We start from the raw sequence: 20,158 nt of genomic DNA on the forward strand, positions 1-20,158 counted from the left end.
GCCGCCGACCAGCGCGAGCGCAGATCGTGGAAATAGGGCTCGCCCGCCTCGATGCGGTGGTTGAGATCGGCATCGCAGGCATCCGCGCGCACCACCAGCACGTCGATCGGAAGGCCGACGCCAAGGTTGGAGCGCATAGTCGAGTCCATCGAGATCAGCCCGGTCTTCAGCGCCTCGTAGAGCTCGACGTCGTAATGCATGGCGCGGTCGAGCACCGGCTTGCCGTATTTGTGCTCGCCGATCTGCAGGTAGGGCGTGTCGGTGGTGCACTCGATGAAATTGCCGGCGGTGTAGACCATGAACAGGCGCATCCGCGCGCCCTTGATCTGGCCGCCGAACAGGAAGGAGACGTCGAACGACACGTCCTCGGATTTCAGCGCCGGTCCTTCGGTCGCGTGCACCGCCCGGATCGCCCGGCCGATGCGCTGGGCCGCCTGGAACATGGTCGGCGCGTTCATCAGCGTCTCGATTTCGCCGGTGTTGGGGTCCTCGAGGCCTTCGGTCAGCGTCGAGAGCACCGACTGGCTGATGGCGAGGTTGCCGGCGCTGGCGATCGCCATGATACGGTCGCCGGGCTTGGTGAAGATATGCAGCTTGCGGAAGGTCGAGACGTTGTCGAGGCCGGCATTGGTGCGGGTATCGGCGATCATCACCAGACCGTCCCGAACCAGGATTCCGCAACAATAGGTCATTTCCAGTCCCCGAACGCGTTTGCGCGAAATTACTAGCCAATTTCGGGGACTACTCCAACCCCCGATTCCCGGGGGACGGGACCTCAATCCGCGGCATCGACGAGAAACGCCTGATCGACCGGCACGCCCAGCGCCGTGACCAGCCGGTTGGTCTCCGCGGCCATGCCGACGATGGCGAGCAGCTCGCCATATTCAGCCTCGCTCATGCCCTTGGCGCGTGCGGCGGCGGTGTGGGAGTGGATGCAGTAGCTGCAGCCATGCGCGATCGACACCGCGACATAGAGCATCTCCTTGACCTTGGGATCGAGCGCGCCCGGCGCCATCACCTCCTTGATGCTCTCCCAGGTCCGCCGCAGCGTTTTCGGATCGTGCGCCAGCGCGCGCCAAAAATTGTTGACGAAGTCCGACTTCCTGACCTTGCGGATATCGTCGAAGACGGCGCGCGCCTCGCTGGAGAGTTCATCGTCCGAAAGCAGTTTTACGGTCGCCATGGGAGCCTCGCGGGGGTCGGGTGTGATCCCGCGAGTGTAGCATGGCTCGCGCGCTCAGCCGGCATCCCCAGCCGAGCGGCGCAAGGCGAGTTTGCCGACGTCGACATAATGCCGCTGCTGCGCGTGGGCGTGCTGGGCGCCGACGTGGAGGTCGCGCAGCCGCCGCTGCAGCGGCGAGCTGTCGTAGACCGCGCTGCTGCCGGCCAGACGGAAACAGGCATCGGCGATGCCGACGCAGGTCGTGGCGAGCCAGACCGCGGAACGGGCGCCCTCGATCATGAGGTCTTCGTCATTCAGCGTGCCGGCCAGCGCGCGGCGCCAGTGATGGGCGACCTGGGTCTCGTGATAGGCCTGCGCAGCCGCCAGATCGGCGGAAATCCGGCCGAGCTCGTACTGGAACGTCTCGGACTCCCGCATCGGTGTCGCCGCATATAATTGCTGCCTTCCCGTATGGGCGAGCGCGAGCAGGTCATCGACGGCGCCCTCGGCGAGGCCCACCGACAATGCCCCGTGCACGATTGGCGGCAAGTGCCGCAATGCCTGATAGAGCGGACCCGGCGTGCGCGGAGCAGCATCGATATCGAAGAAGTGGGTCTCGGGAACCACCCGTTCCTGCAGTGTGATGTGATGGCTGCCGGTGCCCTTGAGGCCCGCCGCGGACCATGTATCCTCGATCTCCCACTCGCGTGCCGGGAGTACGACGGCGCAAATCTGAGGCTTGCCCTGCGGACCGGGCACCGGCTCGCCATTTTCGGTGATAATGCAGAAGGCGCCCATCCAGTCGGCATGCGTGCAACCGCTCGCGAAGGGCCAGCGTCCCCTGACGCGATAGCCGTCCGCCACACGCTCTGCCGTTCCTCCCGGCTGGGATGAGCCGCAAATCGCCACGTCCGGGCCGGACTGATAGATCTGCTGGTACAATTCAGGGCGGACCGCGGCAGCGATCAGGCTGCCGACGCCGGCCACGATCGAGATCCAGCCCATCGAGCCGTCAAGGCGGGTCATCGCCTTCATGACCTCCACGCCATCGGGAAAATCGAGCTCCAGCCCGCCATGGCTTCGCGGCACGAACATGCGAAATAGCCCGATATATCTCAGCCGCGCCACAAGGTCGGGCGGCACGCGGCGCGCGGATTCGATCTCGGCGGCGCGGGCCTGGATCTCCGGAGCCAATTCCTTGATACCCGCGAAAATCTCCTCGAGGGGATCACGCAGTGGCAGCGAACGATTGCTGATTTTTTCTTGAAGCCGCATTGGTCTCAACCTCTGTTGCGGAGACGGATCGCAAGAGAGAGGTTGACGAGACGGCGCTACGGCGCGGTTTCAGCGCGGCGGTCGTCGGCTACGGCTGTAACGCTAGCTCTGCCGCTGGGATTGCGACTGCGATTGCCCGCCGCGGCCGGCCTGGTCGACCTTGACCGCAACCGTCAGCGTCTCCGCGCCGCCGCCGTAACGGGTGCCGCGCACCGGGGCCGCGCCGAGATAGTCGAGTCCGATCGCGACGCGGACATGGGCATCGGTGGCGCAGATGGAGTTGGCGGGATCGAAGCCGACCCAGCCGAGATCAGGCACGTAAGCTTCGGCCCAGGCATGGCCGGCGTCCTGGTGCACCGTGCCGTCGGAGCGCAGGAAATGGCCGGAGACGAAGCGCGCCGGCACGCCGCCGGTGCGGGCGCAGGCGATGAAGATATGCGCGTAGTCCTGGCAGACGCCGCGCTTGAGCGTGAACGCCTCTGCCGCCGACGTGCCGCTGTTGGTCGGGTCCTCGTCGAAGGTCATGTGGTCGCTGATCTCGCTCATCAGCGTGTGTAGGAAGCCGAGCGTGTCGTTCTCGGCCTCGCTGCGCAGCTGACGTGCAACGGCCATCATCGCGGGATTGACGGTGGTGAGGTCGGTGGCGCGCAGGAACATGCCGGCGGGAAAACGCTCGTCGGCACCGCGCAGCACGCCACCGGTGTCGTGGGTCTCGATCAGGCCTTCGGCGGTGATCTTGATGTCGGCGACGGGGCCGCAGGACAGCACATGGGTGACGTTGCCGAAGGCGTCCTCATGGGTGTCGAGCTTGGTGTCGGTGGAGACGTCGATCTGCCACTCAGCCACATATTGCCCGTCATGGCTGCCTGGCGTCATGCGCAGGATCTGGATCACGCTGGTGGCCGGCGGCTCGTAGCGGTAGGTCGTGGTGTGCTGGATTCGCAGGCGCATGGTGTTTTGATTCCGTCGTTCCGGGTTCGCGCGGCGCGCGCCTCGGAACGACCGCGTGTCTCAGATCAAATACTGCTTCGTGATGATTTCGCCCAGCCTGGAATTGTCCGCGATGAATTCCTGAATGAATTCATGCACGCCATGCTGGAAAATGTCGTTCATATTGCTGTGTTCGAGCCGGTTGCGGATGCCGCGGGCGTGGCGCTGGGCCGGGCCCTGGCGGCCATAGGCGACGCCGATCTGGTCGAGATTGCGCGTGAGATTCTCGTAGCAGCTCGCCAGCGAGCGCGGCAGCGTGCCGTTGAGGATCAGGAGATCGGCGACCAGCCAGGGTTTCAGCGTCTCGCGATAAACCCAGTGATAGGCCGTGAGCGCCGAGACCGAGCGCAGGATCGAGCTCCACTGGTAGAAGTCGAGCGGCCCGCCGACATGCTCTTCCTCGGGCAGCAGCACATGATACTTGACGTCGAGGATGCGCGCGGTGTTGTCGGCGCGCTCCAGATGCAGGCCGAGCCGCGAGAACCAATAGGCGTCGTTGCGCAGCATGGTCCGGTAGGCCGAGCCGTCGAAGCGCAGCGAGGTCTCCTGCACGAAGCGCAGGAATTTTGCGAGGTCCTCGCGCGTGGATGTCCCCTTGCTCCAGACCTCCTGCAATTCGATCCAGGCCGAGTTGATGGTGTCCCACATCTCGCTGGTGAGCGCGGTGCGCACCGAGCGCGAGTTCAGCCGCGCCGCCTCGATGCAGTTGCGGATCGAGGAGGGGTTATCGGCCGAGAAGGAGAGATAGTCGACGACGTTGCGTTCGTTGGCTTCCTCATAGGTCTGATAGAAGCTGCTGGCGACGCCCGCGGTGAGCAGCGCCGAGTCCCATTCGTTGGTCTTGCCGATATAGGCGGCGGGAAGCGCGGTGACGCGCAGCGTCGCATCGATGGTGCGTGCGAGATACTCGGCCCGTTCGACGTAGCGGGCGAGCCAGTAGAGGTTTTCGGCGGTACGCGACAGCATCTCTCTACTCGTCCAGAATCCAGGTGTCTTTGGTGCCGCCGCCCTGGCTCGAATTCACCACCAGGGAGCCTTCCTTCAGCGCGACACGGGTCAATCCGCCCGGCACGATCGTCGTGGTCTTGCTACCGGTGAGCACGAAGGGGCGAAGATCGACGTGGCGCGGCGCAAGGCCTGACGCCGTGCAGGTCGGACAGGTCGAGAGCGCCAGCGTCGGCTGGGCGATGAAACCTTCCGGCTCGCGCTTGAGCTTTTCGCGGAACGCCTCGATCGTCGCCTTGGTTGCGGCGGGGCCGATCAGCATGCCGTAACCGCCGGAGCCGTGCACTTCCTTGACGACGAGATCGCCGAGATGGTCGAGCACATAGGCCAGATCCTTCGGTTCGCGGCAGCGCCAGGTCTGCACGTTCTTCAGGATCGGCTCCTCGCCGAGGTAGAATTTCACGATTTCCGGCATATAGGAGTAGATCGCCTTGTCGTCGGCGATGCCGGTGCCGACGGCGTTGGCGAGCGTGATGTTGCCGGCGGCATAGGCCGACATCAGCCCGGGCACGCCCAGCGCCGAGTCGGGACGGAAGGTGAGGGGATCGAGGAAGTCGTCGTCGAGGCGGCGATAGATCACGTCGACCCGTTTCACCCCTTCCGTCGTCCGCATGAACACTTCGTTGTTCTTGACGATGAGGTCGCGGCCCTCGACCAACTCGATGCCGAGCTTGTCGGCGAGGAAGGAGTGCTCGTAATAGGCGGAGTTGTAGACGCCCGGCGTGAGCAGGGCGACTGTCGGCTCGCTGGAGGCGCTGTGCGGCGCGACCGAACGTAAGGCCGCAAGCAGCTCGTCCGGATAGCGCTCGACCGGCGCCACCTTGTGGCGGGCGAACAGATCCGGAAACAGCCGCATCATGATCTCGCGGTTTTCCAGCATATAGGACACGCCCGACGGGGTGCGGGCGTTGTCCTCGAGCACGATGAAGTCGTCGGCGTCGACCCGGATGATGTCGATGCCGGCGATGTGCACGTAGACGTCGTGCGGCACCTGCTGGCCGTTCATCTCTGGCCGGAACACCGGGTTCTGGAAGATCAGGTCGTCGGGCACGACCTCGGCGCGGAGGATGTCGCGGCCGTGATAGACGTCGCGCAGGAACATGTTCAGCGCCTTGACGCGCTGCTTGAGCCCCTTTTCGAGCAGCGCCCATTCCTTGCCGGACATGATCCGGGGGATCACGTCGAACGGGATCAGGCGCTCGGTGGACTCGGAATCGCCGTAGACCGCGAAGGTGATGCCGATCCGGCGAAACAGCAGCTCGGCTTCCTGGCGGCGATATTCGAGCGCCTCGGGAGGCGTCTCCTTGAGCCAGCGCGCCAGCTCCTGATAGGCGGGGCGAAGGTCCCCGCCGGGAATATTCATTTCATCAAACGCGACTGCCATAGATCCCGACTTGTCTCCGCAAGGCGTTGCGCCAATGGACAGGCCGAGAGGTCCAGGTGCAGACCGCAACGTCCTGTGGCCATGCGGCAAGAGTGCATGACTTTCATGTGGTAGCAAGGGCCGGGCCAGCGCGATAAGCATGGACTGGCAGGATTTACCGGGGATGGCCGGCAGCTTGCCTGAAAAAATGGCTGAGGACTGCTTATTTCGGCAGCAAAACCGCGTGACTTCAACGCGTTACCTCGGCAAAGTCGGGACAGAGGTGAGGGACTTAAGGCATGAGCGAGATCGTTACGGCGGGCATTCTGGTCATCGGGGATGAAATCCTGTCCGGCCGGACCAAGGACAAGAACATCGGCTTCATCGCCGAATACCTCACCAATATCGGCATCGACCTAAAGGAAGTCCGGGTCGTCTCCGACGACGAGGCCGACATCATCGCAGCGTTGGATGCACTGCGGCATCGCTACACCTATGTCTTCACCACCGGCGGCATCGGGCCGACCCATGACGACATCACCGCCGACGCCGTCGCCAAGGCGTTCGGAGTTGGCATCGATCACCACCCCGAGGTGGTTGCCCGTTTTAGGGAGCGCTGGAGCGAGCAGGACCTCAACGAGGCGCGCCTGCGCATGGCCCGCATCCCCGACGGCGCCGAGCTGATCCAGAGCGCGACCATCCTCGCGCCCGGCTTCAAGATCGGCAATGTCATCGTCATGGCCGGCGTGCCCTCGATCATGCAGGCGATGATGGACATCGTCGCGCCCAAGCTGAAATCGGGCGTGCGCATGCTGTCCGAATCGGTTCGCGCCAATGCGCGGGAAGGCGACATCGGCGGCCCGCTGCGGGCGATTGCGGCGGCTCACCCGGACACGATCATCGGCAGCTATCCCTTCACCGACGAGGAGCAGAAGCCCAACACCAATCTGGTGGTGCGCTCGCGCGACCCGGAGAAGCTGGCAGCAGCGATGGCGGCGGTGAAAGAAATGCTGGCGGGCTTGAACATCACCCGGTAGCTAGGAAAGTTGCCGGACGATGATTGGCAGGAGAGGACGATGGGCGGTGAAGCACCGGAATTGAGCGCGCAGGAGCGGGCCGGCAAGGCCTTTCCGGTGTCCTGGGACCAGTTCCACCGGGATTGCCGGGCGCTGACCTGGCGCCTCAACGAGGTCGGCCCGTTTCACGCGGTGATCGCGATCACGCGCGGCGGGCTGGTGCCGGCCGCGATCGTGGCGCGCGAGCTCGGGGTGCGTGTGATCGACACGGTCTGTATCGCCAGCTACGACCACAACAAGCAGGGTGAGCTCCAGGTCCTCAAGGGCATTTCCGAGCAGGCGATGAAGCTCGGCGGCGGCACCGGCAAGGGGCTGCTGATCGTCGACGACCTCGTCGACACCGGCAAGACCGGTAGAATGGTGCGCGAGATGCTGCCGGACGCGCATTTCGCCACCGTCTACGCCAAGCCGAAGGGCCGTCCGCTGGTCGACACCTTCATCACCGAAGTGTCGCAGGACACCTGGATCTTCTTCCCCTGGGACACCGCGCTGTCCTACCACCCGCCGCTCCGCGACGGGGCTGCGTGACGGTGTTCGTCATTGCGAGCGAAGCGAAGCAATCCAGAAATGTGTCCGCGGAAATAGTCTGGATTGCTTCGCTTCGCTCGCAATGATGGGCGGAGGCTCCATGCCCCTGCAAAACCGCGTCACGCCCACCGGCGAGATCATTGCCACGCCACATCGCGGCATGTTCACCGGCAATCGCGGCATCATCCACGATCCCGCGACCAAGACCCTGCTGAAAAAGCGCTGGTCATCGCCGGCCTGGATCACCTGCCTGTGCGAATTCCGCGGATGGCGGCGCCCGGTGATGGCGCGCCGAAGCTGGACCGAGCTGTTCTTCCTCGACGAAGCCACCGCGTTTGCGGCCGGTCACCGGCCCTGCTTCTTCTGCCGCCGCGACGATGCCAAGCGCTTTCGCGCGGCGTGGGAGAAAGGCAACGGTGTGAGCGACGTCAGTGCGAAGGCGATGGATGCCGTGCTGCATCGCGAGCGCCTCGATCGCGCCAAGAAGCGGCTGCACGCGCTGCCGATGCCGTTGGCAGAATTGCCCAACGGCGCGATGTTGCAGCAGGGCGACGAGAGTTTTCTGGTCGTGCAGGGCAGGACGCTGTTGTGGTCGTTCGCCGGCTACACCGCGCATGCCGACGCCCCCGATGATCCGATGTTGCTGACGCCACCCTCGACGCTGCGCGCGATCATCGCCGGATATCAGCCGGCGCTGCATCCGACCGCGCGCAGCTAGCGCAGCGGTTTTCCTTCTTGATCCACCGTCGTCCGCGCATCGCGCAGGGCCCATTCGCGGATGATTTGGCGGCAGCGGGTCAGCTCGGCTTCGGTCGCGGCATTGGCATCCTTCGATGCACGCTCCACCATCGCCTTGCAACTCAGCAGCACGGAGCGATCCTCCGCGCGCGCCGACGCCGCGGCCGCGACGAGTGTCGCGACCATGATCACCCGAGGGATCACCGCCATCACCCCAGCTTCTCCCGCGCCAGCGCGGCGCCGGCGCCGAGCGCCATCAGCTTGGCTTCGGCGATCTCGCGCCGCATCGGCGCCATGCCGCAATTGGTGGTGGCGATGATGTTGCTCTTGGGTACGAATTTCGACACCGCATCGATCACCTTGACGACGTCCTCGGCGGTTTCCACCGTGTCGCTGGCGACGTCGATGACGCCGGCCTGCACGATCTTGGTCTTCAGGAGCGCGAGCAGATCGAGCGGCACCTTCGAATTGCGGCACTCGATCGCGACCTGCTGGATCGGGCTCGCATCGATCGCCGGAAAGATCTGCTCATACTGCCGCCATTGCGCGCCAAGCGTCTCCTTCCAGTCGGTGTTGGCCTTGATGCCGTAGCCGTAGCAGATGTGCACGGCGGTGGCGCAGGTGAGCCCTTGCGCGGCGCGCTCCAGCGCGTTGATGCCCCAATCGTTGACCTCGTCCATGTAGACGTTGAAGGCGGGCTCGTCGAACTGCACGAGATCGACGCCGTCGGCCTGGAGCGCCTTGGCTTCCTCGTTGAGCAGCTCGGCGAAGGCAAAGGCCATCTTGACGCGGTCGCCATAGTAGCGATCGGCGATGGTGTCGATGATGGTCATCGGGCCGGGCAGGGTGAATTTCAGCTTCTTCTTGGTATGCGTGCGCGCCACGCGCGCCTCGTCGGCATGGACGCGGCCCTTCAGCCGCAGCGGCGCGACCACCTGCGGCACCATCGCCTTGTAGCGGTCCTTGCGGATGCCCATCTCGACCTTGTGGGCGAAATCGATGCCCTCGATCTTCTCCAGAAAACCGTGCACGAAATGCTGCCGGGCCTGCTCGCCCTCGGTGACGATATCGATGCCGGCGTCCTCCTGCAGCTTCACCGCGAGCATGGTGGCGTCGCGCTTGGCGCGCGCGAGCTCATCGCCTTGGGACTTCCAGGGCGCCCAGAGCATGTTGGGCTCGGCGAGCCATTCCGGCTTCGGCAAGGAGCCGGCGATCGTGGTTGGAAACAGCATGGCGGCTCTCCCGGCAGGTTATGTTGCGCCCCTTCCTGCCATGTCTTAACGTCAAGGTACAGAACAACAAAAGTCGTCTCGCAACCGGCGACGCGGCTGAGGAAACGCCATGATCGAATTCTTCTTCGACTGTTCCAGCCCCTGGACCTATCTCGCCTTCCACAACATCCAGCCGCTGGCGAAAGAGCTCGGTGCCGAGATCGTCTGGCGGCCGATCCTGGTCGGCGGCATCTTCAACACGGTCAATCCAAGCGTCTACGCCCAGCGGGAGAAACCGGTGCCCTTGAAGGCCCGCTACATGAAGAAAGACCTCGCCGACTGGGCGCGCTCGGCGGGGCTGTCGATCAAGATGCCGCCGACGGTGTTTCCGGTGAACAGCGTCAAGGCGATGCGCGGCTGCATCTGGCTGGGCAAGGAGATGGTGCCGTTCGCGACATCAGTGTTCGAGGCCTATTGGGGCAGCGACAGGGACATCTCGCAGGATGCGGTGCTGGCCGACATCTGCAGGAAGGTCGGTGTTGACGAGCAAAAATTCTTTGCCGGCATTTCCGAGCAGGCCATCAAGGACCAGCTCAAGGCCAACACCGAAGAAGTCGTCGCGCGCGGCGGCTTCGGCTCGCCGACCATTTTCGTGAACAAGACCGACATGTACTTCGGCAATGACCGCCTGCCGCTGATCCGCGAAGCGCTGTTGCGCAGCAAGGCGAGCGCAGCCTGATGGTGCGGGCTGTCGTCTGCCGCGCGCTCGGCGCGCCCGAGACCTTGCGGCTGGAGGAGTTTCCCTCACGCGCGCTGAAGCCGGGCGAGGTGCGTGTCGCGATCCGTGCTGCCGGGCTGAATTTTCCCGACGTGCTGATGGCCGCCGGCGAATATCAGCTCAAGCCGGAACTGCCGTTCACGCCCGGCATGGAAGCCGCCGGCGACGTGACGGAGGTTGGCGCGGAGGTGAGGGGTGTTGCCGTTGGCGACAAGGTCATCGCGAAGATGCGCCACGGTGCGTTCACGGATGAGGCGGTCGTCACGCCGCCGCAGCTCACGCCGATGCCCTCCACGTTCGATTATGCGGAGGCCGCGACCTATCTCGCCGGCCATGGCACCGCCTATCATGGACTGATCGATCGCGGCCGCGTCGAGCCGGGGGAGGTGCTGCTGGTGCACGGCGCCGGCGGCGGCGTCGGCCTTGCCGCTGTCGAGATCGGCAAGATGCTGGGGGCCACCGTGATTGCGACGGCGTCCAGCGACGAGAAGCTCGCGATTGCGAAATCGCGCGGCGCCGATCACGTCGTCCGCTACGACCGTGAGCCGTTTCGCGATGCCGTCAAGCGCATCACCGATGGCCGCGGCGCAGATGTCGTGTTCGATCCCGTCGGCGGCCAGGTTTTTGAAGACTCGATGCGCTGCATCGCCTGGGGCGCGCGGCTCCTCGTGATCGGCTTTACCGGCGGCATCGGCTTGGCCAAGACCAACCTGCTGCTGATCAAGGGCGCGAGCGTATTAGGGGTGCGCGCAGGGGAAGCGGTGCGGAAAAATCCCGCCCTTGGCGAGGTGCGTCTGAAGGCGCTCTTGCAGTGGGCGGAAGAGGGCAAGCTGCGTCCGAACATCTCGCACCGCCTGCCGCTGGAGGATTATGCGAAGGCGATGCGGCTGCTGCTCGACCGCAAGGCGATCGGGCGGGTGGCGCTGGTGATGGAGTGACGGTGCCGTAGGGTGGGCAAAGCGAAGCGTGCCCACCACCTGTCTCCGAAGGCAACAGATCGTGGGCACGGCGCAAGCGCGCCTTTGCCCACCCTACGAGAGCCTCACTTGTACTCGCGCTCCGTCCACCACGGGAAATAGTCCGGCATATCGCTCGACACCTTGTTCTTGAACTGCGCCGGGCGCTTCTCCAGGAACGAGACCACGCCTTCCTTCACGTCCTCGGAGCGGCCGCGGGCGTAGATGCCGCGACTGTCGACCTTGTGCGCTTCCATGGGATCGTCGGCGCCCATCATGCGCCACATCATCTGGCGGATCAGCGCGACCGACACCGGCGCGGTCTTCGCCGCGAACTCTTTTGCCAATGCGCGGGCGGTCGGGAGAAGATCGTCCGGAGGCACCACCTTGCTGACGAGGCGACCGGCGAGGGCTTCCTGCGCCGGGAAGACGCGGCCGGAATAGCACCATTCCAGGGCCTGCGAGATGCCGACGATGCGCGGCAGGAACCAGCTCGACGCGGCCTCCGGCACGATGCCGCGCTGGGAGAACACGAAGCCAAAGCGCGCGGCGTCAGAGGCAATGCGGATGTCCATCGCGAGCTGCATGGTGACGCCGATGCCGACGGCAGGTCCGTTCACCGCGGCGATCACGGGTTTGAGGCACTTGAAGATGCGCAAGGTGACTTGGCCGCCGCCATCGCGCACCTGCGGATCGCTGTAATCGACCTTGCCATCGGCGAAGCGCTTGACGGGCCCGCGCCGCGCGTCGCGATCGAAGGTGTCGGCGCCGGAGGAGAGATCGGCGCCCGCGCAAAAGCCGCGGCCGGCGCCTGTCACGATAATGGCGCGGACATTGTCGTCCTTGTCGGCGGCGTCAAACGCGTCGATCAATTCAGCCTGCATCTGCGCGTTGAAGGCGTTGAGCTTGTCCGGCCGGTTCAGCGTGATGGTGAGGATCTGCTCAGCGACCTCGTATTTGATCGTCTCATACGCCATGGCGGTTTCCTTCCTTGTTTCTTTGTCGGTCTCTCTAGCACGTCATTCCGGGGCGCGCGAAGCGCGAGCCCGGAATCCATTCCTCCGCATTAATTGTGCGGATGAATGGATTCCGGGCTTGCGCCAAGAGGGCGCAACCCGGAATGACGGGAGTGTGTTTACTTGGCGGGCGGCTTGGGCCAGGGCTTCTGCGGACCGCGCAAGCCCTCGAACGCCTTGGCCATGCCGAGCACGCCGATATCGTCGAAGCGGCGGCCGACGATCTGCACGCCGATGGGAAAGCCGCTGTCGTCGAAGCCGCCGTTGAGGGAGACCGCCGGGTTCTCCGACATATTCCACGGTACGGTATAGGCGATGTGCTCGAACGGCCGCATCGGGTCGTTGGTGGGCGAGGCCCAGTCCGCCGGATAGTTCACGTTCGGAGCGGTCGGCGAGATCACATAGTCGAGCTCGCAGAACAGTTTTGACGCAGCCGCGCGGATTGCCATGGTCTGGTTGAAGCCGCGGATCACGTCGACACCCGAGAGCTTGGCGCCGGACGCTCCCCATTTGAAGATGTAGGGCAGCACCTTGGCCTGTTCGGCCGGCGTCAGTTTGGACAGATCGTCCCACATCCGCGCCCGCCAGAAATTGTCGAGGCCGTCGAGCATCTCACGGGTGAGGATGCCGTCGACTTCGGTGATGACGCTGCCGGCGGATTCGAACGCCTTTGCGGCCTTCACCGCAACGTCACGGACAGCCCTTTCTGCCGGCAGGCCGACGCCGGCATCGAGCATCAGGCCGATGCGCAGTTTGCGCGGAGATTTTTCAAGCCCCTTCCAGTTGAGCGGCTCGGCGGGCAGGCTCATGCCATCGCGCCGGTCGGGTTTGGCGATCACGCTCATCATCAGCGCGCAATCGTCGACCGTGCGGGTCATCGGGCCGGCGACGCGGCCGACATAGGCAGGGTCGATCGGCACGCGGCCGAAGCTCGGCTTCAGTCCGACGAGGCCACACCAGGCGGCGGGCAGGCGCACCGAGCCGCCGATATCGGTGCCGAGATGCAGCGGGCCATAGCCGGCCGCCGCGGCTGCGCCTGCGCCCGCGCTGGAGCCGCCGGGATTCTTGGAGAGATCCCACGGATTGCGCGCCAGCGCGTGGAAAGAGGAGAGCCCGGACGAGAGCATGCCGTAATCGGGCATGGTGGTCTTGGCGAAGATCACCGCGCCGGCCTCGCGCAGCCGCGCGGCGGGCGGTGCGTCCTTCTCGGCCGGCACGAGCTTGACGCTGGCCGCGCCGAGCGGCACCGGCACGCCCTTGGTCGCGATGTTGTCCTTCACCGTGACAGGGACGCCGTCGAGCGCGCCTGATGGTTCACCGCCGTTCCAGCGCGCCGTCGAGGCCTTTGCGGCCTCGCGCGCGCTGTCGGGGTCGAAGGCATAGAGCGCCTTCAGATGCGGCTCCCACGCGGCGACATGCGCGAGCACGTCCTCCAGCACCTCGCTCGGCGAGAACTGCTTGGCACGATAGCCCGCGATCAGATCGACCGCGGAGAGATCGTGCAGCGAGGTCACGGCATCGTCGACGCTCTTCTTCATCGCTAGCCCACCGGCATGCGGGTTTCGATGATGCGCGCGAACATGCTGGCGCCGATCGGCAGGATCTTGTCGTCGAGCACGAAGCCGGGATTGTGCACGGGCACCGAGCCGTCGTGACCGACCCAGAAATAGGCGCCGGGGATGGTTTGCAGCATGTCGGCGAAATCCTCGCTGCCCATTTTGGGCTGGGCGCGGGTGATCACGTTGGCGGGATCGACGATCGTGCGCGCGACCTCCTCGACCACCTTGGACTGCTCGACCTGGTTGACCAGCACGTCGAAGGTGTCCCGGATATCGACGTCGATCACGCAACTGTAGGCGCTTGCGATACCGGCGCAAATGGTGCGGATGCGCTCGGCGATCAGGGTGCGGACTTCCTTGGAGAAGGTGCGGATGGTGCCGCACAGATGCGCGTCGCCGGGGATGACGTTGTAGGCCGAGCCGGCGTGGATCTGCGTGATCGAGATGACGGCGGCCTGCAAAGGCTCGACGTTGCGGCTGACGATGGTCTGGATCGCCTGCGCCAGCGTGGTCGCGATGATCACCGCGTCCTTGGAACGCTCGGGCATCGCGCCATGCGCACCGTAGCCGGTGATGCGGAGGTCGAAGAAGTCGGCGCTGGCCATGGCCGGGCCGGGCAGGATTGCGATCTCGCCGTGGTTCAGATCAGGCGCGTTGTGCAGGCCGTAGAGCTCGTCGCACGGAAACTTCTCGAACAACCCGTCCTTGATCATGGCGCGGGCGCCGCCGAGGCCTTCTTCGGCCGGCTGGAAGATCAGGTGCACGGTGCCGTCGAAATTCCGGGTCTCGGCGAGGTAGCGCGCGGTGCCGAGCAACATGGTGGTGTGGCCGTCATGGCCGCAGCCGTGGAAGCGGCCGGGGATTTTCGAGCTCCATTTCAGGTTGGTGTTCTCTTCCATCGGCAGCGCGTCCATGTCGGCGCGAAGTCCAATGCGCTTGCCGCCCGAGCCCTTGCCTTTGATGACGCCGATCACGCCGGTGCCGCCGATGCCGCGATGCACCTCGATGCCCCAGCTCTTCAGCTTGTCGGCGACGATGCCGGAGGTGCGCACTTCCTCGAAGCCGATCTCGGGATGGGCGTGGAGGTCGCGGCGGATGGCGGTGAGTTCGTCGGCATAGCCGTCGATACGGTCGATGGTGGGCATATGTCCTGTCCGGTTAGCGTGAGGAGGGCGTGAAAGCGGGGCCGTTCGGCTTGATGCGGATGCCGGGGCGCAGGCGCGTCCAGGGCAGCGATGCGGTATCCGCGGGCATCGCGCCGGGCGCCGCGCAGATCATCAGCTTTTCGGCGATCGGCTCGAAATCGGCGCGGAAATGCACCGAGCTCTTGTTGACCAGGATCTTCTCCTGCGTCGGCTCGATGCCGACATAGCGGTACATCGCCTGGTCGGCGAGTTGCGCCTTGTGCGAGGAGACGACGATCCGAACGTCGCCGATGCGCAAGGCTGCGGAAGGGCCCATCTCCATCTCGCGGCCGCCAAAATAGGGGCCGGGCGCGATGAAGCGGCCGTCGGAAAGCTTTTCGACGACGAAGGTCTCGGTATAGGGCTCGTCGCCGGGAATGCCGGACTTGCCGCCGAGCGACAGCGTCACGGTCGCGCCGACGCCGGCTGCATGTGCGGCCTTTGCAGACTCCGGATCGTAGATCGCGCCGGTCGCGGCGCTCGCCTTGTTGCGGACCAGGGCTCGCAGCATGCCCGTGGTGTCGGAATCGCCGCCGGCGCCGGGATTGTCCTGGGTGTCGGCGATGATAACAGGCTTGCTGGCGTTCTTCGCAAGTTCCATGGCGTGGCGTACGCCCTCGTCGGGCGTCCAGATCTTGCCGTCGAAATCGTCCTCGTGGCTTTCGATCAGTTTGACGATGGCATCGGCAGCACGATCGGCATCCGCTTGCGTCTTGCCATAGGCGAACACGCTCGGGCCGCAATCGCGGAAATCGGCGGCGGGGAAGCCGGGCGCGAAGGAGAGCGTCGGAACCGCATCGCTCTCCAGCGCGGCGAGCTGTTGGTAGATGCCCTTGGTGGGGAAGTCGTTGGTGCACTGCCAGCTGATCGCGATCAGGAACGGCAATTGCCGGAACGATTTTGCGAAGCGCTGCTTCGTCTTCAGGAGCAAGGCGAGATGTCTTGCGCAGGCGCGACCGGTCTCGGCCATGTCGACATGCGGATAGGTGCGGTAGGCGATCAGCGCGTCCGCGTGCTCCATCATCGCGGGCGTGACGTTGGCGTGCAGGTCGAGGCTCGCCACCAGCGGAACATCCTTGCCGATGACGCGGCGTACGCGCGCCAGAATCTCGCCTTCGCCGTCGTCGAGATGCTCGGTCACCATCGCGCCGTGCAGGTCGAGATAGACCGCGTCGAGCGGGCCGGCATTGGCGATGCCGTCCACCATCACCTTCACGATACGCTCGAAGGCGTCTTCCGTGACATGCGCGGAGGGGCTCGCGCCGCAGGCGATGGTCGGAACCAGCTCCCAGCCATTGGCCTCGGCGCTGTCGACGAAACCGGCAAGGCCGACATTGATGCGCCGCATCACCTTGAGCACGTCGGCGCCTTGCGTCATCGCCGGCCAGCCGCCGCCATGCTGGAAGTCGGCGAATGTTGCCTTGGTAGGAGCGAAGGTGTTGGTCTCGTGCAGGAAGCCGCCGACGGCGATACGTGTCATCAATTCTGGTCCGGTGCGCAAAGAGGCTGGGACGTTAGCCTTGGCCTTGCGAGGAGAGCAAGGTGGGAAGCAATCGCGCCATGCATAGGGTCAAGCTGTTTTGGGAATGGTGTGGATGCGATCCATCCTCCGTCGTCATTCCGGGGCGCGCCCGCTTGGGCGCGAACCCGGAATCCATTGTGCGACAGAGTCCGCGGCCAGATGGATTCCGGGCTCATCGCTTCGCGATGCCCCGGAATGACGAGCGGAGAGACTACGCGCTGGCCGCCACGCCTTCCGACACCGGGCGGAAGTTGGCAAAATCCCAGTTGCGGCCGGGAGCGGCATCCAGCAGTGCCTTGGTGTAGGCCTCCTTTGGATGCGTGAGCACTTCGGCGGCCGGGCCCTGTTCGACGACGCGGCCGTGCTGCATCACCACGACCTCGTCGCAGATTTGCGCGGCGACGCGCAGATCGTGGGTAATGAACAGGATGGCGATGCCGAGCCGCTTCTGGATCTCGTCGAGCAGCTCCAGCACCTGCGCCTGCACGGAGACGTCGAGCGCGGAGACCGCTTCGTCGGCGACCAGCACGTCAGGATCGAGGGCGAGCGCACGCGCAATGGCAATGCGCTGGCGCTGGCCGCCGGAGAACTGGTGCGGATAGCGCGACACGGCGTCGGCGGGCAGGCCGACCAGCTCGAGCAATTCGCGGGCGCGCTTCATCGCGTCGGTGTGGGATTTGCCATAATTGATCGGGCCTTCGGCGATGCTCTCGCCGACGGTGATGCGCGGGTTGAGCGAGCGGTAGGGATCCTGGAACACGATCTGGATCTTCTGCCGGTGCGGCTGCAGCAGGCGGCGCGAGAGATCGGAGATCTCGCGGCCGGCGAGGCGGACCCCGCCCGAGGTCGGATCGATCAGGCGCACGATGCAGCGCGCCACCGTGGATTTGCCCGAGCCGCTCTCGCCGACGATGCCGAGCGTGCGGCCCTTGCGCAAGGTCAGCGTGACCTTGTCGGCGGCAACGACCTCGCGGCCTTTGCCGAAAAACGCGCGCTCCTTGTAGACCTTGCTGAGGTCGTTGGCTTCCAGCACCACCGGCTCGCGGGTCTCCTCGCGCGCGGGCCGCGGCACCAGGCTCGGGACCGACGCGAGCAGGTTGCGCGTGTACTCCATGGTTGGATTGCGCAGCACCGTCTCGAGCGGACCGGTCTCGACCAGACGGCCCTGGCGCATCACGGCGACGCGGTCGGCGATCTCCGCGACCACGCCCATGTCATGGGTGATGAACAGCACGGCGGTGCCGTGATCGCGCTGGAGGTCGCGGATCAGGGTCAGGATCTGCTTCTGCGTGGTGACGTCGAGCGCGGTGGTCGGTTCATCCGCGATCAAGAGCTTCGGCTCCAGCACCAGCGCCATCGCGATCATGATGCGCTGGCGCTGACCGCCGGAGAGACGGTGCGGGTAGGACGCGAAGATGCGCTCGACCTGGGGCAGGCGGACCTGCTCCATCATGTCGAGGATGCGCTTCTTGCGTGCTCTTGCGTCGAGATTGGTATGGGCGCGCAGCACCTCGTCGATCTGGCGGCCGACATGCACGACCGGATTGAGCGCGGTCATCGGCTCCTGAAAGATCATCGCCATCTTGGTTGCGCGCAGCTGGCGCAGGCGGCGGTCGGTCGCGGTGAGGATTTCCTCGCCGACCAGTTTGACGCTGCCGCCTGACGGCACCAGCGTCCCCTTCGGCAGCAGGCCCATCGTGGTGAGCGAGGTCACCGACTTGCCCGAGCCGCTTTCGCCGACGAGACACAGCGTCTCGCCTTCGCGCACCTGGATCGAGATGCCGTCGATGATTTTCGAGCCGCCCGGCTTCTTGCCGACGCCGACGACGAGGTTGTTGATGTCGAGGACGATGTTCTTGGCCGTCATTTGATCGCTCATCACTTGCCCTCCCGCTGCTTCATGCGCGGATCGAGAGCGTCGCGGGCGGCGTCGCCGATCAGGTTGATGCTGAGGATGGCGATCGAGAGCAAGAGGCCCGGCCAGAAGATCAGCGTCGGCTTGAGCTGAAAATACTGGCGGCCTTCGGCCATGATGTTGCCCCAGGTCGGCGTCTCCGGCGAGATGCCGGCGCCGAGGAAGGAGAGGATGGCCTCGGTGAGGATCGCGGAGGCGCAGACATAGGTGCCCTGGACGATCAGCGGCGCGATCGTGTTCGGCATCAGGTGCCGCCACATGATCTTGGGGAGGGACGAGCCGACCGAGATCGCAGCTTCCACATAGGGCTCCTCGCGCGCGGACAGCACGACGGAGCGTACCAGCCGCGCCACGCGCGGGATTTCTGGGATGGTGATCGCCACCATCACGGTCCAGATGCTGGCGCCGGACAAGGACACCACGGCGATCGCGAGCAGGATGCTCGGCATGGCCATCAGGCCGTCCATGACACGCATCAGGACCGAGTCGACCAGCTTGAAGAAACCGGAGACGAGGCCGATTGCGAGCCCGATGGCGATCGAGAGGATCGCCGAGCCGATGCCGACCAGCAGCGAGATGCGGCCGCCATAGATGACGCGCGACAGCAGGTCGCGGCCGTAGGCATCGGTGCCGAGCAGAAATTGCGCCGACGCCGGCTTGAGCCGCTGCGAGGGCGCGAGCTGGACCGGATCATGCGGCGCGATCAGCGGCGCCAGCAGCGAGATCAGCACGATCAGCGTGAGCAGGATCGTGGCCGCCGCGATGATCGGCGTCGAAGTGAGGAAGCCGAAACGCGGCCGCAGCGGCGACGTGATCGGAATCGAGGACTGGGGGAGGCTATCGACCGACATTCTTGTTATCCTTGCCTCAGTACCTGATGCGGGGATCGAGCAGCGTGTAGGCGACGTCGATCAGGAGATTGACGACGACATAGATCAGCGAGGTCAAAAGGATCATCGCCTGGATCACCGGATAGTCGCGCGCAAGCACCGCATCCACGGTGAGGCGGCCGATGCCGGGGATGTTGAACACGCTCTCGGTGACGACGACGCCGGAGATCAGCAGCGCAAAGCCGGTGCCGATCACGGTGATCACGGGCACGGCGGCGTTGCGCAGTGCGTGCCGCATCATCACCGCGACCTCGTTGATGCCCTTCGCACGCGCGGTTCGGACGTAGTCTTCGCCCAGCACGTCGAGCATGGCCGCGCGCGTCATGCGCGCGATCAGCGCGATATAGATGAAGGAGAGCGCGCAGGTCGGCAGGATGATGCGCTCGAAGAACGGGCCAAAGCCGTTGAAGATGCTGCGGAAGCCCTGCACCGGCACCCAGCGCAAATCGATCGCGAAAATCTCGATCAGGATGTAGCCGACCACGAACACCGGCACCGAGAAGCCGAGCACGGAGAGGCCCATCACGAAGCGGTCGATCCAGGTGCCGTGCTTCCATGCCGCGATGACGCCGAGCGGCACCGCGACGATGACGGCGAGGATGATGGTGCACAGCGCGATCGAGATCGAGGGCTCGACGCGCTGGCCGATCATCTTGATGACCGGCAGGTTGGAGATCAGCGACGTCCCGAGATCGCCGTGCAGCAGCTTGTTCACCCACGTGATGAACTGCACGATCAGGGGCTCGTTGAGGCCGAGCGACTCGCGGATGCGCTCCAGCCGTTCCGGCGTCGCGTTGTCGCCGGCGAGGATCGCGGCGGGATCGCCCGGCGTCAGCCGCAGCAGCAGGAACACGAACAGCGCGACGACGCCCATCACGGGCACCGCGGCCAGAACGCGTCGAATGAGATAACCTAGCATGCACCTATCTCCGGCTGCGGACTATGTGGCGCCGCAAGGCGCCCGTGGATTCGATCGTGTCTATCATGCGC

20 protein-coding genes are annotated in these 20,158 nt (G+C 65.2%); 5 read left to right on the plus strand and 15 right to left on the minus strand.

Annotated elements, in window-relative coordinates:
- The 6 genes from HYH08_RS36055 to HYH08_RS36080 all read right to left on the minus strand — a co-directional run.
- The coding region (locus HYH08_RS36055) for a proteasome-type protease (protein WP_220014571.1) at positions 1-692 on the minus strand (692 nt) is incomplete at its 3' end.
- Positions 693-775: 83 nt separating this feature from the next.
- Complete coding sequence (locus tag HYH08_RS36060) at positions 776-1,183, minus strand: carboxymuconolactone decarboxylase family protein (protein WP_220014572.1); 408 nt, start codon at positions 1,181-1,183, stop codon at positions 776-778.
- A gap of 54 nt (positions 1,184-1,237) precedes the next feature.
- Entirely contained in the window at positions 1,238-2,437 is a 1,200-nt protein-coding gene (locus tag HYH08_RS36065; protein ID WP_220014573.1) for an acyl-CoA dehydrogenase family protein, read from the minus strand.
- 102 nt (positions 2,438-2,539) lie between these two features.
- Positions 2,540-3,388: a transglutaminase family protein gene (locus HYH08_RS36070; RefSeq protein ID WP_220014574.1), complete on the minus strand. Its 849-nt coding sequence runs from the start codon at positions 3,386-3,388 to the stop codon at positions 2,540-2,542.
- Between the two features lie 60 nt (positions 3,389-3,448).
- A complete protein-coding gene (locus HYH08_RS36075; protein WP_220014575.1) occupies positions 3,449-4,393 on the minus strand; it encodes an alpha-E domain-containing protein in 945 nt (314 codons plus the stop codon).
- A gap of 4 nt (positions 4,394-4,397) precedes the next feature.
- Positions 4,398-5,816, minus strand: a complete 1,419-nt coding sequence (locus tag HYH08_RS36080; RefSeq protein ID WP_220014576.1) for a circularly permuted type 2 ATP-grasp protein — start codon at positions 5,814-5,816, stop codon at positions 4,398-4,400.
- 278 nt (positions 5,817-6,094) lie between these two features.
- On the opposite strand from HYH08_RS36080, the gene HYH08_RS36085 reads away from it, so the two are divergent.
- The 3 genes from HYH08_RS36085 to HYH08_RS36095 all read left to right on the plus strand — a co-directional run bounded on the left by HYH08_RS36085 (position 6,095) and on the right by HYH08_RS36095 (position 8,117).
- Positions 6,095-6,832 (plus strand): competence/damage-inducible protein A, encoded by a 738-nt coding sequence (locus HYH08_RS36085; RefSeq protein WP_220014577.1) that lies wholly within the window; start codon positions 6,095-6,097, stop codon positions 6,830-6,832.
- A gap of 39 nt (positions 6,833-6,871) precedes the next feature.
- Positions 6,872-7,399: a xanthine phosphoribosyltransferase gene (gene gpt, locus HYH08_RS36090; RefSeq protein WP_220014578.1), complete on the plus strand. Its 528-nt coding sequence runs from the start codon at positions 6,872-6,874 to the stop codon at positions 7,397-7,399.
- 100 nt (positions 7,400-7,499) lie between these two features.
- Positions 7,500-8,117, plus strand: coding sequence for a hypothetical protein (locus HYH08_RS36095; RefSeq protein ID WP_220014579.1), 618 nt, complete (start codon positions 7,500-7,502; stop codon positions 8,115-8,117).
- Here HYH08_RS36095 and HYH08_RS36100 read toward each other — a convergent pair.
- On the minus strand, positions 8,114-8,347 hold the full coding sequence (locus HYH08_RS36100; protein WP_228748306.1) for a hypothetical protein: 234 nt from the start codon (positions 8,345-8,347) through the stop codon (positions 8,114-8,116). The two genes, HYH08_RS36095 and HYH08_RS36100, sit on opposite strands and share 4 nt — an antisense overlap.
- Entirely contained in the window at positions 8,347-9,369 is a 1,023-nt protein-coding gene (locus tag HYH08_RS36105) for a methionine synthase (RefSeq protein ID WP_220014580.1), read from the minus strand. The genes HYH08_RS36100 and HYH08_RS36105 overlap by 1 nt, the downstream gene beginning before the upstream one ends.
- 109 nt (positions 9,370-9,478) lie before the next feature.
- On the opposite strand from HYH08_RS36105, the gene HYH08_RS36110 reads away from it, so the two are divergent.
- Together HYH08_RS36110 and HYH08_RS36115 are read left to right on the plus strand one after the other, a co-directional pair.
- The gene (locus tag HYH08_RS36110) at positions 9,479-10,087 is read left to right on the plus strand and encodes a 2-hydroxychromene-2-carboxylate isomerase (RefSeq protein ID WP_220014581.1); all 609 of its coding nucleotides are present in this window, start codon (positions 9,479-9,481) and stop codon (positions 10,085-10,087) included.
- Positions 10,087-11,064: an NADPH:quinone oxidoreductase family protein gene (locus HYH08_RS36115; protein ID WP_220014582.1), complete on the plus strand. Its 978-nt coding sequence runs from the start codon at positions 10,087-10,089 to the stop codon at positions 11,062-11,064. The genes HYH08_RS36110 and HYH08_RS36115 overlap by 1 nt, the downstream gene beginning before the upstream one ends.
- Before the next feature lie 104 nt (positions 11,065-11,168).
- Here HYH08_RS36115 and HYH08_RS36120 read toward each other — a convergent pair whose 3' ends face one another.
- The 7 genes from HYH08_RS36120 to HYH08_RS36150 form a co-directional block, all read right to left on the minus strand.
- Complete coding sequence (locus tag HYH08_RS36120; protein ID WP_220014583.1) at positions 11,169-12,059, minus strand: crotonase/enoyl-CoA hydratase family protein; 891 nt, start codon at positions 12,057-12,059, stop codon at positions 11,169-11,171.
- A 158-nt stretch (positions 12,060-12,217) separates the two neighbouring features.
- Entirely contained in the window at positions 12,218-13,636 is a 1,419-nt protein-coding gene (locus HYH08_RS36125; RefSeq protein WP_220014584.1) for an amidase, read from the minus strand.
- Positions 13,637-13,638: 2 nt separating this feature from the next.
- Entirely contained in the window at positions 13,639-14,802 is a 1,164-nt protein-coding gene (locus HYH08_RS36130; protein WP_220014585.1) for a M20 aminoacylase family protein, read from the minus strand.
- A 13-nt stretch (positions 14,803-14,815) separates the two neighbouring features.
- Positions 14,816-16,321 (minus strand): M81 family metallopeptidase, encoded by a 1,506-nt coding sequence (locus HYH08_RS36135; RefSeq protein ID WP_220014586.1) that lies wholly within the window; start codon positions 16,319-16,321, stop codon positions 14,816-14,818.
- A gap of 253 nt (positions 16,322-16,574) precedes the next feature.
- Positions 16,575-18,242: an ABC transporter ATP-binding protein gene (locus HYH08_RS36140; RefSeq protein WP_220014587.1), complete on the minus strand. Its 1,668-nt coding sequence runs from the start codon at positions 18,240-18,242 to the stop codon at positions 16,575-16,577.
- On the minus strand, positions 18,242-19,129 hold the full coding sequence (locus HYH08_RS36145; RefSeq protein ID WP_220014588.1) for an ABC transporter permease: 888 nt from the start codon (positions 19,127-19,129) through the stop codon (positions 18,242-18,244). The genes HYH08_RS36140 and HYH08_RS36145 overlap by 1 nt, the downstream gene beginning before the upstream one ends.
- A gap of 16 nt (positions 19,130-19,145) precedes the next feature.
- Complete coding sequence (locus tag HYH08_RS36150; protein WP_220014589.1) at positions 19,146-20,087, minus strand: ABC transporter permease; 942 nt, start codon at positions 20,085-20,087, stop codon at positions 19,146-19,148.
- Between the last annotated feature and the right edge of the window lie 71 nt (positions 20,088-20,158).

The sequence above is a fragment of the Bradyrhizobium sp. BR 10289 genome (genome assembly GCF_019455385.1).
Taxonomy (GTDB): domain Bacteria; phylum Pseudomonadota; class Alphaproteobacteria; order Rhizobiales; family Xanthobacteraceae; genus Bradyrhizobium.

Excerpts from the sequence above, each read along its gene's own strand:
- HYH08_RS36060 (WP_220014572.1), bottom strand. The coding sequence starts at position 1,183 with ATGGCGACCGTAAAACTGCTTTCGGACGATGAACTCTCCAGCGAGGCG.
- HYH08_RS36115 (WP_220014582.1), top strand. The coding sequence starts at position 10,087 with ATGGTGCGGGCTGTCGTCTGCCGCGCGCTCGGCGCGCCCGAGACCTTG.
- HYH08_RS36110 (WP_220014581.1), top strand. The coding sequence starts at position 9,479 with ATGATCGAATTCTTCTTCGACTGTTCCAGCCCCTGGACCTATCTCGCC.
- HYH08_RS36130 (WP_220014585.1), bottom strand. The coding sequence starts at position 14,802 with ATGCCCACCATCGACCGTATCGACGGCTATGCCGACGAACTCACCGCC.
- HYH08_RS36100 (WP_228748306.1), bottom strand. The coding sequence starts at position 8,347 with ATGGCGGTGATCCCTCGGGTGATCATGGTCGCGACACTCGTCGCGGCC.
- HYH08_RS36095 (WP_220014579.1), top strand. The coding sequence starts at position 7,500 with ATGCCCCTGCAAAACCGCGTCACGCCCACCGGCGAGATCATTGCCACG.
- HYH08_RS36135 (WP_220014586.1), bottom strand. The coding sequence starts at position 16,321 with ATGACACGTATCGCCGTCGGCGGCTTCCTGCACGAGACCAACACCTTC.
- HYH08_RS36065 (WP_220014573.1), bottom strand. The coding sequence starts at position 2,437 with ATGCGGCTTCAAGAAAAAATCAGCAATCGTTCGCTGCCACTGCGTGAT.
- HYH08_RS36105 (WP_220014580.1), bottom strand. The coding sequence starts at position 9,369 with ATGCTGTTTCCAACCACGATCGCCGGCTCCTTGCCGAAGCCGGAATGG.
- HYH08_RS36075 (WP_220014575.1), bottom strand. The coding sequence starts at position 4,393 with ATGCTGTCGCGTACCGCCGAAAACCTCTACTGGCTCGCCCGCTACGTC.
- HYH08_RS36120 (WP_220014583.1), bottom strand. The coding sequence starts at position 12,059 with ATGGCGTATGAGACGATCAAATACGAGGTCGCTGAGCAGATCCTCACC.
- HYH08_RS36070 (WP_220014574.1), bottom strand. The coding sequence starts at position 3,388 with ATGCGCCTGCGAATCCAGCACACCACGACCTACCGCTACGAGCCGCCG.
- HYH08_RS36150 (WP_220014589.1), bottom strand. The coding sequence starts at position 20,087 with ATGCTAGGTTATCTCATTCGACGCGTTCTGGCCGCGGTGCCCGTGATG.
- HYH08_RS36080 (WP_220014576.1), bottom strand. The coding sequence starts at position 5,816 with ATGGCAGTCGCGTTTGATGAAATGAATATTCCCGGCGGGGACCTTCGC.
- HYH08_RS36145 (WP_220014588.1), bottom strand. The coding sequence starts at position 19,129 with ATGTCGGTCGATAGCCTCCCCCAGTCCTCGATTCCGATCACGTCGCCG.
- HYH08_RS36085 (WP_220014577.1), top strand. The coding sequence starts at position 6,095 with ATGAGCGAGATCGTTACGGCGGGCATTCTGGTCATCGGGGATGAAATC.
- HYH08_RS36140 (WP_220014587.1), bottom strand. The coding sequence starts at position 18,242 with ATGAGCGATCAAATGACGGCCAAGAACATCGTCCTCGACATCAACAAC.
- HYH08_RS36125 (WP_220014584.1), bottom strand. The coding sequence starts at position 13,636 with ATGAAGAAGAGCGTCGACGATGCCGTGACCTCGCTGCACGATCTCTCC.
- gpt (WP_220014578.1), top strand. The coding sequence starts at position 6,872 with ATGGGCGGTGAAGCACCGGAATTGAGCGCGCAGGAGCGGGCCGGCAAG.